The organism is Microbacterium sp. OVT16B, assembly GCF_019969705.1.
Lineage (GTDB): Bacteria > Actinomycetota > Actinomycetes > Actinomycetales > Microbacteriaceae > Microbacterium > Microbacterium natoriense.
The window spans coordinates 944,926-957,541 of sequence record NZ_JAHXZA010000001.1; the positions used below are offsets into that span (position 1 = coordinate 944,926).

General features: G+C 72.2%; 13 protein-coding genes. 7 read left to right on the top strand and 6 right to left on the bottom strand.

All coding sequences use genetic code 11. The annotated features are described in order from the left end of the window. Positions 1-47 precede the first annotated feature (47 nt). From LC438_RS04305 to LC438_RS04315, 3 genes are all read left to right on the top strand, one after another. Positions 48-1,046, top strand: coding sequence for an ABC transporter substrate-binding protein (locus tag LC438_RS04305; protein ID WP_223585959.1), 999 nt, complete (start codon positions 48-50; stop codon positions 1,044-1,046). 78 nt (positions 1,047-1,124) lie between these two features. Then, positions 1,125-2,276 carry an LLM class flavin-dependent oxidoreductase gene (locus LC438_RS04310; RefSeq protein WP_223585960.1) on the top strand — a complete coding sequence of 384 codons (1,152 nt, stop codon included), beginning with the start codon at positions 1,125-1,127 and terminating at the stop codon, positions 2,274-2,276. Further along, a complete protein-coding gene (locus tag LC438_RS04315) occupies positions 2,273-2,815 on the top strand; it encodes a GNAT family N-acetyltransferase (protein WP_223585961.1) in 543 nt (180 codons plus the stop codon). Before LC438_RS04310 ends, LC438_RS04315 begins: the two co-directional genes overlap by 4 nt. Before the next feature lie 60 nt (positions 2,816-2,875). Here the strand turns inward: LC438_RS04315 and LC438_RS04320 are convergent, their stop codons facing one another. Genes LC438_RS04320 through LC438_RS04335 form a run of 4 tightly spaced genes read right to left on the bottom strand, consistent with a single transcriptional unit; the run spans position 2,876 to position 7,393 of the window. After that, positions 2,876-3,736: a DUF1684 domain-containing protein gene (locus tag LC438_RS04320; RefSeq protein ID WP_223585962.1), complete on the bottom strand. Its 861-nt coding sequence runs from the start codon at positions 3,734-3,736 to the stop codon at positions 2,876-2,878. After that, positions 3,733-5,118, bottom strand: coding sequence for an NtaA/DmoA family FMN-dependent monooxygenase (locus tag LC438_RS04325; RefSeq protein WP_223585963.1), 1,386 nt, complete (start codon positions 5,116-5,118; stop codon positions 3,733-3,735). The genes LC438_RS04320 and LC438_RS04325 overlap by 4 nt, the downstream gene beginning before the upstream one ends. 18 nt (positions 5,119-5,136) lie before the next feature. Continuing rightward, positions 5,137-6,333, bottom strand: coding sequence for an LLM class flavin-dependent oxidoreductase (locus tag LC438_RS04330; protein WP_223585964.1), 1,197 nt, complete (start codon positions 6,331-6,333; stop codon positions 5,137-5,139). 31 nt (positions 6,334-6,364) lie between these two features. Next, on the bottom strand, positions 6,365-7,393 hold the full coding sequence (locus LC438_RS04335) for an LLM class flavin-dependent oxidoreductase (RefSeq protein ID WP_223585965.1): 1,029 nt from the start codon (positions 7,391-7,393) through the stop codon (positions 6,365-6,367). A gap of 242 nt (positions 7,394-7,635) precedes the next feature. Between LC438_RS04335 and LC438_RS04340 the strand changes: the two genes are divergently transcribed. Beyond that, on the top strand, positions 7,636-8,361 hold the full coding sequence (locus LC438_RS04340; RefSeq protein ID WP_223585966.1) for a GNAT family N-acetyltransferase: 726 nt from the start codon (positions 7,636-7,638) through the stop codon (positions 8,359-8,361). Here LC438_RS04340 and LC438_RS04345 read toward each other — a convergent pair. Beyond that, on the bottom strand, positions 8,358-8,999 hold the full coding sequence (locus LC438_RS04345; RefSeq protein ID WP_223585967.1) for a thioredoxin domain-containing protein: 642 nt from the start codon (positions 8,997-8,999) through the stop codon (positions 8,358-8,360). The genes LC438_RS04340 and LC438_RS04345 overlap by 4 nt on opposite strands. Before the next feature lie 66 nt (positions 9,000-9,065). Next, positions 9,066-9,470 (bottom strand): hypothetical protein, encoded by a 405-nt coding sequence (locus LC438_RS04350; RefSeq protein ID WP_223585968.1) that lies wholly within the window; start codon positions 9,468-9,470, stop codon positions 9,066-9,068. 72 nt (positions 9,471-9,542) lie between these two features. Here LC438_RS04350 and LC438_RS04355 point away from each other — a divergent pair, with 72 nt between their 5' ends. Genes LC438_RS04355 through LC438_RS04365 form a run of 3 tightly spaced genes read left to right on the top strand, consistent with a single transcriptional unit; the run spans position 9,543 to position 12,407 of the window. Then, positions 9,543-9,887 (top strand): PLD nuclease N-terminal domain-containing protein, encoded by a 345-nt coding sequence (locus LC438_RS04355; protein ID WP_105673772.1) that lies wholly within the window; start codon positions 9,543-9,545, stop codon positions 9,885-9,887. Continuing rightward, positions 9,884-11,548 carry a 2-succinyl-5-enolpyruvyl-6-hydroxy-3-cyclohexene-1-carboxylic-acid synthase gene (gene menD / locus LC438_RS04360; protein ID WP_223585969.1) on the top strand — a complete coding sequence of 555 codons (1,665 nt, stop codon included), beginning with the start codon at positions 9,884-9,886 and terminating at the stop codon, positions 11,546-11,548. Before LC438_RS04355 ends, menD begins: the two co-directional genes overlap by 4 nt. A 16-nt stretch (positions 11,549-11,564) precedes the next feature. Further along, the gene (locus LC438_RS04365) at positions 11,565-12,407 is read left to right on the top strand and encodes a PPK2 family polyphosphate kinase (RefSeq protein ID WP_105673768.1); all 843 of its coding nucleotides are present in this window, start codon (positions 11,565-11,567) and stop codon (positions 12,405-12,407) included. Positions 12,408-12,616: the final 209 nt, after the last annotated feature.

The following is a 12,616-nucleotide window of genomic DNA, read 5'->3' on the forward strand; positions in this document are numbered from 1 at the left end:
CACGACCCGAACGCGGCCCGTCCGCAGCATCCAAGGAGAACACAGAAATGGCACTCAGCAAGAAGCAGGGCGTCGCGATCGGAGTCGCCGCCGCGGCGGTGCTCGCGATCGCCGGCGTCGTGACCGCCGTCACCCTCAACCGCCCGACGGAGGCGGCCGCCGACAACGCGACCCCCGCCCCGAAGGAGACCTCGGCCAACGTGTCGGCCGACGACATCGAGTGGGTCACCGGCGAGGTCGTCCCCGAGGCCGTCGCCGCGCTGAAGGAGAGCGGCTTCGAACCGATCGAGAAGGGCAAGCTCACCGTCGCCGTCGGCGCCTTCGTGCCGCCGCTCAGCTACGTCCCCGACGGGGAGACCCTCCCTGCGGGCACCGAGCCGAACATCGGCAGCCTGATCGCGGAGGGGCTCGGGCTGGAGTACAGCCCCGTCGTCGTCGCCTGGGCGGACTGGCCCCTCGGCGTGCAGTCGGGGAAGTACGACCTCATCACCTCCAACGTGACCGTCACCGAGGAGCGCAAGGAGCTCTTCGACTTCGCGAGCTACCGGCAGGACCTGCTCGGCTTCTACGTGAAGGCGGACAGCACGATCGACAAGATCGAGGAGGCGGCGGACATCTCCGGCCTCAAGATCGTCGTCGGCTCCGGCACCAACCAGGAGCAGGTGCTGCTCAAGTGGAACGAGGAGCTCGAGGCCGACGGCAAGGCCCCGGCCGAGCTGCAGTACTACGACGACAACGCCGCTGCGACGCTCGCGCTGCAGTCCGGCCGTGTCGACGCGAGCTTCGGCCCGAACGCCACGGCGGCCTGGGCGGCGCGGGAGACCGGCGACACCAGGCTCGTGGGGATCGTCCCCGGCGGCTGGCCGCTCGCGGCGACGATCGCCGCCGGGACCGCGAAGGGCAACGGCCTGATCGAACCCGTCGGCATCGTGCTGAACGAGCTCATCGCGAACGGGAAGTACGCCGAGGTCCTGAAGGCCTGGGGGCTCGATTCCGAGGGCATCGACGAGTCCGAGATCAACCCGCAGGGGCTTCCGAAGTCCTGACACAGAGGTGCGGGCCGTGCGCGAGAGCGCCGGCCCGCACGCCTCCGCCGCACCTCCGCACCGAGAAGGACGAAGACCATGACCGACCGCGCACCACTCAGCATCCTCGACCTCTCGCCCTTCGGCGCCGGGTCGACTCCGGCGCAGGGGCTGCGCGACACGATCGCGCTCGCGAGGACGGCGGAGCGCCTCGGCTACCGCCGGTACTGGCTCGCCGAGCACCACCTGAACCCCGGTGTGGCCGGCGCCGCGCCGCACGTGCTGCTCGCCGCGGTCGCCGCAGCCACCGAGCGCATCCGCATCGGCACCTCCGCGACGATCATCGGCAACTACTCGGCGCTCCAGGTGGTCGAGGCCGCCGGCGTCGTCGCGGCCCTGCATCCAGGACGCTTCGACCTCGGCATCGGCCGCTCCGGCTCGACGACGCAGCCGACCGGCCGTGCGTCGGAGCCGGCGCCGCCGCAGGCCAGGATGGTCGACGGACTGCTCCTCCCCGCCGCGCGGCCGTTCGCCTTCGACGCCGTGCGGTTCGCCGCGCAGGCACGGCTGCTGAGACGGACCGCGGGCGACGCCGACCGCTTCGAGCAGGACGTGCTCGACATCCTCGCCCTGATCGAGGGCTCCTACGTCGCACCCGAGGGCGTACCGATCCATGCGACGCCCGCCGAAGGACAGCCGATCGAGGTCTGGCTGCACGGCAGCACGGCCGGACCCAGCGCCGAGCTCGCGGGTCGGCTCGGACTGCCGTTCGGCGCGAACTACCACGTCGCCGGCAGCTTCGTGCTCGACGCTGTCGACGCGTATCGTCGCGCGTTCCGCCCCGGCGTGCTGGATGCGCCGCACGTGATCGTGTCGGCCGATGTGCTGGTCGCCGACACCGCCGCCGACGCCGAGCGCGTGGGCCGCGGCTACGCTGAATGGGTGCACAGCATCCGCGCCGGTCAGGGCGCCATCGCCTATCCGCGCCCCGAAGACGCTCTCGTCGAGCCGTTCGAACCCGACCTCCTGGATGCCGTCGGGGACCGCCTCGACACCCGGTTCATCGGCGATCCCGATCACGTCTCCGAGCGGCTGGAGACCCTGCAGCGGGTCACCCGCGCCGACGAGCTGCTGGTCACCACGATCACCCACGACCCCGCGGACCGTGCGCGCTCCTACGAGCTCCTCGCCGCAGCGTGGGGGCTCGGCTCTCCCGCCGAGCGCGCCCTCGCCACGGCGGTGCGGGCGTGACGGCATCCGCATCCGGCACGCGGGCGCCCGCCCTCGTCATCCGTCTCATCGCGCCGGCCGAGCACGCTCTCGTCGGGCGCCTCACCGAGGAGGCGTACCTCTCCAGCTACACCGGTCTCTCACCCGCGTACGTCGAGTCCCTGCGTGACGTCGACGCCCGTGTCGCCCTCGGCGACGTGTGGGTCGCGGAGGACGCAGGCGGCGTCATCGTCGGCAGCGTGTGGGTGCCGCGCCCCGGGGAGCAGCTCTCCGAGCTGGCGGAGGAGGGCGAGCTCGACTTCCGGCAGCTCGCCGTGTCTCCGTCGGCGCGCGGCCGCGGCATCGGCGAGGCGCTGACGAGGCACGTGATCGCCCTGGCCGTCGAGCGCGGCGCCCAGCGCGTCGTGATGAACAGCGGTCCCGAGATGCTCGGCGCGCACGCGCTCTACGCGAAGCTCGGCTTCCGTCGCCTCCTCGAGCGCGAGCACCGCATCGAGGTGGAGCCGGGGCTCTTCCTCGACCTGCTGGCTTTCGGTCTGGACCTCGATCCGCGCAGCTGACGGGGGACGACGTGGAAGGAGGACGTGCCCCACGGGGCACGTCCTCCTCTCCGTTCTCCGTCAGAGTCGACCGGACGGCACGATCCCGGCGGCGGAGAAGACACCCTCCACCCGGTCGCTCGGCGTCCTCTCGCCGGCCTCGACCGCGATGCGCAGACGGTTCTCCGCCGGCGGCAGCGGGCAGGTCGCGAAGTCCGTGTAGGCGCACGGGAGGTTCACGGCCCGGTTGAAGTCGATCACCGTGTCGTCGGAGTCGTCCGCCACCTCGATCGTCACCGTGCGGTTCGCCGCGTAGGTGGTCACGCCGCTCGTCGCATCCGTGAAGAGGATGAACAGCTCGCCCGGCCGATGTCCGGGGAAGGCGAGCAGACGGAAGACCTCCCCGTCGATCGCGAACTCCGCATAGCCGGGGGAGTCGTACACGTGGCTCAGACCGTCGACCGCGGCTCCCACCTCGATCGATCGCGGCGCGATGAAGCGCACGAACCGTGCGGGAACGCGCCAGCCGGGGTCGGCCGGATAGACGGGGGTCCCCGCGTACGCGCGCAGGAATGCGAAGTCCGACCGCCGGGGGCGGAGGATGCCGCGGCCGCCGCGCGTGGCGACCTCCACGACGCCTCCGGAGAAGCCGACCGTGACGCCGTCCCGCTCGGCGATCGGGCCGAAGCGGTGCGTGCCTCCCACGGTCGCGCCCTCGACGATCAGTTCCTCGTCGTGCGCGAGCTCGACCGTGGGGCCCTCGGCGCCGGTGCTCCACAGCCCGGGAAGACCCGGCACCGCGGTCGGCTCCTCCGACAGCCAGAACAGCCCGGTCACGGCGAGGAAACCGTGCGGATCGGCGCGCCGGCGCTCATGCGCGGCATGCCAGTCCTCCCACTCCCGGGTGAAGGCCGCGGCATCGATCGTCGCGGGGATGCTCATCGCGCGCTCTCCGTCCCCGCCGAGAGCAGCTGCCCCGTGCGCTCCGGCACCGGAAGGCCGAGGTTGTCCCGCAGGGTCGTGCCCTCGTAGTCGGCGCGCAGCGATCCGCGCTCCTGCAGCAGCGGGACCACCTGGTCGACGAACTCGTCGAGCCCCGACGGCACCAGGTGCGAGCCGAGGACGACGCCGTCTCCTCCGCCCTCCTGCACGAACGTGTCGAGCTGGTCGGCGACCTGCGCGGCCGTGCCCACGTACCCGGCCCTGCCGGCGATCTCGTGGGCGAGGCCGCGCAGGGTCAGCCCCTTCGCCTCGGCGAGCTCGCGCCACGCGCGCACCGTCTCGATGCGGTCCTGGAACACGAACGCACGGCCCTGGATGATGGCGGGCGCCTGCGGGTCGGGGTCGACGTCGGGCAGGGGGCCGTCGGGGTCGTACGCCGAGAGGTCGCGATTCCACACCTGCTCGAACGTGACCTGGATGGTCTTGTCCGTCAGCTGCTGCTCGCGGATGTGACGTTCCTTCTCCTCGGCATCCGCCTGCGAGTCGCCCAGGACGAACCCCGCGGCGGGCAGGATCTTGATCTCGTCCGGACCGCGGCCGAAGCGTGCGGCGCGCTCCCTGATGTCGGCGGAGAACGCCTTGCCCTCCGCGAGCGTCGCGTAGGGGGAGAAGATCGCATCGGCCGTGGATGCCGCGAAGTCCCGCCCCTGCGGGGAGACGCCCGCCTGCACGATGACCGGACGGCCCTGCGGGCTGCGCGGCACCGTGAACCGCCCGGAGATGTCGAACTGCGTGCCGCTCTGCGCGAAGGCGCCGGCATCCGCATCCGCGAGGAACACACCGGACTCCTTGTCGGCGAGGATCGCGTCCTGAGCCCACGAGTCCCACAGGCGTCGGACCGCGGCGACGGTCTCCTCCGCCCTGACGTAGCGTTCGCTGTGCGGGAGGAATCCGCCGCGACGGAAGTTGGCTCCGGTGAACGCGTCGAACGACGTGACGACGTTCCACCCCGCCCTGCCCCCGGAGAGGTGGTCGAGGCTGGCGATCTGCCTGGCCAGCTCGTAGGGCTCGTTGAACGTCGTGTTCAGCGTGCCGACGAGGCCGATGTGCTCGGTGACCGCGGCCAGGGCGGCCAGCACGGGGAGCGTGTCGGGTCGCCCGGCGATGTCGTGGTCGAAGATGCGCCCGGCGCGGGCGCGCAGGGCGAGGCCCTCCGCGAGGAAGAAGTAGTCGAAGCGGCCGCGCTCGGCGGTCTGGGCGACGTGTCGGAACGTCGCGAAGTCGATCTGGCTCCCGGCATCCGGGTGCTCCCACAGCGTGTGCTCGTTCACGCCGCCGACGTAGGCGGCGAGGATGATCTGCGTGCGCGGTCTGGTGGTCATGTCGTGTCCTCCGGGTTCTCAGGCGATGGCGTAGCGGTTGGGGACGGTCTCGGCGAGTCCGAGCAGCCCCCGCAGGGTGCCGGCCTCGTAGGACTCGTGGAACAGCCCGCGCGACCGCAGCTCCTCTGCGAGACCTCCCGCGATGCGCGGGAGATCGTCGGTGAGCACGCCGGGGCGCAGTCGCACGCCGTCGTAGCCGATGGCGCCGAGCTGCGTGATGAGGTCGGCGAGCTCGGCGGCCGAGCCCGTGAAGATCCGCGCATCGCTCGTGAGGGGCCGGCCGAGGGCGTCGAGCCTGCGCAGTCGATCGGCGGCGCGCTCGCCACCCGGCTCGTCGAGGAGCACGACGATGTCGGCGAAGATCCGCAGGCGCTCGCCCGTCCGCCCCTCGGCCTCCTCGGCCGCGGCGACCTCGTCGAGGATCGACCGGGCGTGCGCGGCATCCGCGGGGGTCACGAAGACCGCATCGGCCGACCGTGCCGCCAGGCGATACGGCACCTCCGCATGGGCGAGGGCCACGACGACGGGCTGCCCCTGCGGCGGGCGCGGCGTGATCGATGGCCCGCGGACGCTGAACCAGCGCCCCTCGAAGTCGACCTGGTGCACTCTGTCGGCGTCGAGGAAGCGGTCGGTGGCGACGTCGCGGATCTCGGCGTCGTCCTCCCAGCTGTCCCAGAGCCGGCGGACGACCTCGACGGAATCGGCGGCCTCGTCGAAGAGCTCGGCGACGAGCGCGTCGAACGCCGGCTCGCCCCACGCCGCATCGGCGCCGGGGTGCGATCGTCGGCCGAAGTGCGTCGCCTCGTCGTGGCGACCGGACACCTTCACCTGCCACCCTGCGCGCCCCTCGCTGGTGTAGTCCAGGGTTGCGACGCCCTTCGAGACGTGGAAGGGCTCGGTGTGGGTCGTGGTGATCGTGGGGATGAGCCCGATGCGCGAGGTCGCCGGCGACACCCGCGATGCGATCAGCAGGGCGTCCAGGCGCCCGCGCACCTCGTCGGTGCGGTCGTCCGGTCGGCCCTGCTCGGAGGACTGCAGCGCGAGCGAGTCCTCGATGGTCGCGAAATCGAGGAGGCCCTCCTCGGCGAGGCGGACGAGGTCGACCCAGTACCCGGGTGTGAACAGCTCGGCCGGGCGGGACGAGGGCTCGCGCCAGGCGGAGGGATGCCAGCCGGCGCCCTCGAGGGCGACGCCGATGCGCAGTCGTGAACTCATTGTGTGTGCTCCAGTTCTCAGGCGGTGGATGTCAGGCGGAGGGGACGAGGGCGGATGCCGCCGGCACCCAGCCGAGGCGGGGGAGGACGGCGTGGCGGATGTCGGAGAGGATCTGCCGGTAGTCGTCGAGGGCGAGCGCATAGGGCAGCGCGATGCGCAGCTCCGTGCGTCCGTCGATCGCAGGGTCGGCGAGCAGGCGCTCGACGATGTCGTCGGCGGTGCCGAACAGATCGCGCTGGAAGACGTGGCCGCCGACCGGCGCCTCGGTGCGCGCCTGGCGGCTCTCGGCGAACGCCGTGTACCGCGCGCGCTGCGAGGAGGTGGCGCTGTCGAGCGGCAGGATCACCCGCTCTACCCCCACCGACGGGGCGCCGGGACCGGAGTGGTGCGCGTAGTAGTCATCGATGTGCGTGCGCTGGGCGGTCTCGAAGTCGTCGCCGGATGCGCTCGCCGTGATGTTGCCGAGCAGGAGCTTGAGTCCGCGCTGGGCGGCCCAGCGCACCGAGCGGGCGGAGCCGCCGCCGAGCCAGACGCGGTCGCGCAGATCCGCGATGTGCGGCTGCACGCGGGGTGTCTGCGGCCCGTACGGCGTGGTGATGTCCGGACCCAGTGCGCGGCCCTCCACGGCCTCCAGGAATCGGGAGATCAGCTCGTACGGATCCACGGCCTCCTCCTCGCCGCGGCCGAGGTGGCGGAGCAGGTCGCCGTGCGGCGCCGAGGAGCTGATGCCCACGTTGAGCCGGCCGCCCGACAGCGCGTCCACGGTCGCGAAGTCCTCGGCGAGCCGGAACGGCGTCTCGTAGCCGAGCGGCACCACCGCCGTCTCCAGGCGGATGGTGTCGGTGCGCTGCGTCGCGGCGGCGAGGAAGGTCAGCGCCGAGGAGACCCCGCGTTCGAGGTGCCGCTGGCGGATGCCGGCCACCTGGAACCCGATCTCCTCGGCGAATTCGAACAGCCGCAGGGTCTCCTCGAGACCTCCGGACGGATCCGCCTCCGGATAGTTGCCGGCGAGCGTGAACCCGGCCTCGGAGATGGTGTGGCCGTGCGGGTGTGCGGTCATCGGTGCGGGTCCTTCCCTGCGACGTGGAGTGCCGATGGGCGATGTTCTCACCGCGCCGCGGAGCCGCCAACGCGACGGTCACGCGCTGTCGCCCACGGTCACCGCCCGACCCCGACGGTTAAGCGGTGACGCGAGACGTCACCGGGCGACACAGGACGGAGGCAATACGACGGAGCCGACCCGTGTTGCTCCTAACGTGGGTGCACGCCACCCCGAGAGCCCCTGACGAACGGACCGGTCCCATGACGCACGCACCCACCGACGACCACGTCCTCGATAACCCCGCGTGGCACGCCCTCACGGGGCCGCACGCCTCGTTCGCCGTCGGCGGCGACCTGGTGCGCCGCTACCCGGCCGACGTCGCTCCGTTCGTCGCAGTGCGGACCTGGGAGCATCCGTACGTCTGGCAGGAGCTCACCGAGCTGGTGGGGCCAGGACAGGAGGTGGGCATCTCCGCCGCCGACCCCGAACTGCCGGAGGGGTGGGAGGAGCTCGGGCGCGGTGCGGGCGTGCAGCTGGTGGAGACGGATGCGCTGCGCCCCCGCCCCGATGAGGAGGCGGTGCTGCTCGGCGCCGCGGACGTCCCCGAGATGCTCGCGCTCGTCGAACGCAACCAGCCGGGGCCCTTCCGTCCGCGCACACACGAGCTGGGCCGGTACGTCGGCATCCGCCGCGACGGCAGGCTGGTCGCGATGGCGGGGGAGCGGCTGCATCCGGAGGGGTGGACCGAGATCAGCGCCGTCGCCACCGACGCGGAGCACCGCGGACAGGGTCTGGCCTCGCGGCTGGTGCTCGACGTGGCGTTCCACATCCAGGAACGAGGCGACCGGGCGCTCCTGCACGCGGCGGCGACGAACACGGGGGCGATCCGCGTCTACGAGCGCCTGGGTTTCACGCTCCGACGGCGCACCACCTTCCTCTCGGTCCGCACCCCCGTGGACGCGGACGACCGGGTCCTCGCCGGCTAGCCGTTCACGGCCTTCTCGATCGCGGCCTCCAGGTCGCCCCAGGCGGTCAGCTCGAGCAGCGTCCCGTCGAGGAAGAACGACGGGGTGCTCTGCACGCCGAGGGCGACGCCGTCCGCCTTGTCGGCCTCGATGCGCGCGAGCGTCACCGGATCCGCGACCGCCTCGTCGTACGCGGCCAGGTCGAGACCGAGCTGCTCGGCGAACCCGCGGAACACCTCGGGGGTCTCGACGGGCTTCTCGCCCCACTCCGCCTGGGTCTCGAAGAGCATCGCGTACATGTCCTCGAAGCGGTCCTGCTGCGCCGCGGCCTCGGCGGCCAGCGCCGCCTGGGTCGAGTTGATGTGACCTGGCAGCGGGAAGTAGCGCACGACGTAGGTGATCTCGCCGTCGTACTTCTCGCGGAGGTCTTCGACGATCGGGTGGAAGGCGCCGCACGCCTCGCACTCGAAGTCGAGGAACTCGACGAGGGTCACGGCGCCCTCTCCGGCGTCGTCGAGGACGTGCGAGTCGGTGCGGACGGTCTCGCCGTCTCCCGACGGGGCGGACGCGCGCTGGTTGAGGGCGAACACGATGGCGCCGATCGCGACGAGGACGATGACGGCGAGGGTGATGATGAGGGCTTTGAACGAGGTCTTCATGGGGTCTCCGAACACAGGACGAACAGGGGTGAGCACAGCGGATGCCGCAGAGAGCGGCGGCGCGGCTCAGGTTCGCGAGACGGAGAGCTGGGTGAGGGTGAGGGCGGGGACGTGCAGACGGGGGCCGGCTCTGCTCGGCAGCTGCGCGCGCACGGCCACGCCGGTGGTGACGACCAGCCTGTCGGCCGCCACGCGCAGGACCAGGAGCACCAGCAGGAAGCAGCAGATCACCGCGATGACGCCGAGGCCGGCATCCGAGGTGAGGACGTCCGCCGTCGTCGTGCCGTGGTGATCGGCCGCGGCGGTCCCCGCTGGTGCGTCCGCCGCGACGCACAGCGTCGCGTGGGCGTCGCTCTCGCCGTGCGACGACGACCAGGCCCCGACGACGAGCAGCAGTGCGAGCCCGAGCGCGATGGCGATCCTGACGATCAGCATCCGCTCGGTCCGAGGCGACGACGACGGACGGGGCATCGCCGGGCAGTCTAGCAACGCCGCCTCTGCGGACAGGGGCCGGTGCTCAGCCGACGCGCCTACACTGAAGACGTGGCGAGATTGTTGATCGTCGGCGGCTTCCTGGCCGCCGTCTTCTGGGTGTTCAGCATCGTCGACTGCGCTGTGCAGCCGGCGACGCGGCACCGCGGTGTGCCCAAGCCAGGGTGGATCGCCATCGTCGTCCTCATCCCCGTCGTCGGAGGCGTGCTGTGGTTCGCTCTCGGCCGGCGCCGTGGCGATGATCGCTCCGCGAGGGTGTTCGCTCCCGACGACGACCCCGCCTTCCTGCGCAGCATCGACAAGAAGGAGCAGGACGCCCGCATCGCCGAGCTCGAAGCGGAGCTCGCACGCCTCGAGGACGAGGGCGACGGGACTGCGACGGACGCGCGTCCGTGACGTCGTCTCCTGCGACGGATGCCGCGGCATCCCTGATCTCAGACCTCATCGCGCACGGCGTGCGCGATCTCGTGCTCTCACCGGGCTCCCGCTCTCAGGCGCTCGCGCTCGCCGCGGTGGCCGCCGCCGGACGCGGGGTGCTCCGCGTCCACGTGCGCATCGACGAGCGCGTCGCCGGGTTCACGGCACTCGGGCTGTCGCGGGAGACCCGCGTGCCCACCGCCGTCGTCTGCACCTCAGGCACGGCCGTCGCGAATCTGCTGCCTGCGGTCATGGAGGCCTTCCACTCCGGCGTGCCGATGCTCCTGCTCACGGCCGACCGGCCCCCGGAGCTCCGCGGAGTCGGCGCCAACCAGGCGACGATCCAGCCGGGGATCTTCGGGCCGTTCGTGCGTGCGCAGCTCGATGCGCCGGTGCCAGGGGACGGCGACTGGACGGGGCTCGCCTCCGCGGCGGTCGCGACCGCCATGGGCGGGGATGCCGCGCACGGGCTCCCCGGTGTCGCCGGCCCCGTGCACCTGAACCTCCCCTCCCGCGAGCCGCTGTCGAGCGGGTCCCCGGTCATCGACGTCGACCCCGGCGAGGCCCCGCGCCACGGCGAGGGCACGCCGGTCGTCCTCGAAAGCGGTCCGCGGACGGTCGTCATCGCCGGCGCCGACGCCGGGCCGCGCGCCGAGGAGATCGCCCACGAGGGCTCCTGGCCGCTCATCGCCGAGATCGTCAGCGGCGCCCGCTTCGGCAGGCGGCTCGTGCACGGCTACCGAGCGCTTCTCGGCGAAACGGAGCTCGGCGGACGCATCGAGCGCGCCGTGGTGCTCGGCCACCCCACGCTCAGCCGAGAGGTGTCGCGCCTGCTCTCCCGCACCGACGTCGACGTCGTCGCCGTGCGGCACGGGGGAGAGGATCTGAACCTCAACGGACGCACGCGCCCCGCGGCATCCGTCGTCGTCGCCCCGGGGGAGCCGGATCGCGACTGGCTCGGCGCATGGCTCACGGCATCCGCCTCCCTCGCGATCGACCTCAGCGAGCGGGCCCCCGATGCCGACGGACTCGCGTCGACCGACGTCGCGGCGCGGAGGGACGCGGTGCGGGCAGAGCTCGCCGCCGTGCGTCGCCCGCTCGATCGCCAGCTGCTCGCCGACGCCGTCTGGCGCGCGACCTGGCCGCACGACCGGCTGGTGTTCGGGTCGTCGCGGCTCGTGCGCGTCGCCGACGCCGTGCTGGGCGGCAAGAAGGTGCCCGTGCACGCCAACCGCGGGCTCGCGGGCATCGACGGCACGATCGCCACCGCCACGGGCATCGCCGTGGCCAGCCAGGCCGATGGGGCGCACGGCGTGACCCGCGTGCTGCTCGGCGACCTGGCCTTCCTGCACGACGTGGGGGCGCTGCTGCTGCCACCGGATGAGACCGCGCCCCGGCTGCAGGTCATCGTCGGCAACGACGGCGGCGGCACGATCTTCGACGGACTGGAGGTCGCGGCATCCGCACCCGCCGCCGACCTCGACCGCGCCTTCTACACGCCGCACGCCGTGCAGCTCGAGCAGCTGGCCCTCGCGTACGGCTGGGAGCACCACCGCGTCACGACGCGCTCCGCGCTCGACCAGGTGCTCACCGCCCCGTCGGGAGGACGTCAGCTCATCGAGGTGCCGCTGCCGCGCTGACTGGCATGATGTGTGCATGAACGCACACGCCTGGACACGCGAGCTGCAGGTCGGCGAGGGGTTCCGCCTCGCCGACGTCGACCCCGACGGCAAGCCCGGATTCTCCGGTGGCAAGACCGAGGGGGCGCACGCCCTGGTCTCCGGGCTCGATGACCTGAACCACCTGCAGGAACGGCTGTTCGCGGAGAGCCGTGCGGGCGTCGCGAAGGATGCCGTGCTGCTCGTGCTGCAGGCGATGGACTCGGCGGGCAAGGGCGGCATCGTGCGGCACGTCGTCGGCGGGGTCGACCCGCAGGGCGTCTCGCTGGCCGCGTTCAAGGCGCCGACCGCGGAGGAGCGGGAGCACGACTTCCTGTGGCGTATCGAGAAGCGCCTGCCCGAACCCGGCTTCATCGGGGTGTTCGACCGCTCGCACTACGAGGACGTGCTGATCGGACGCGTGCGCGCGCTCGCGGAGCCGGACGAGATCGAGCGCAGGTACGGGGCGATCAACGACTTCGAGGCGGAGGCCGCGGCCTCCGGCATCCGCATCGTCAAGGTCATGCTGCACATCTCGCGCGACGAGCAGAAGGCGCGGCTCATGGAGCGGCTGGAGCGCCCGGACAAGCACTGGAAGTACAACCCGGGCGACGTCGACGAGCGGTTGCGGTGGGACGACTACATGGCCGCGTATCAGACCGTGTTCGAGCGCACGTCGACCGAGGTCGCCCCCTGGCACGTGGTTCCGGCGAACGCCAAGTGGTACGCCCGGCTCGCCGTGCAGGAGCTGCTGCTCGCGGCGCTGGAGGACATCGATCCGCAGTGGCCGGCCGCCGAGTTCGACGTCGAGGCCGAGAAGAAGCGGCTCGCCGCGAGCTGATTCCGGGCGCGCCCGGAGCGGCCGGCGCGCACGCGGTGCACAACTCCTCAAGAATCCGCCTCAGGGCGCCGGATCCGGTTCGGTCGGGCGGTTTCCTCGCATTCTGTGAGGAGTTGTGAACGGAGCCGTGCTCCAGAACTCCGGAGATCCGGTTCAGTTCGGACGGCCGCGGCCCTGGATCTGTCAGCCGCTGTCGAGGGGCCGGAGCG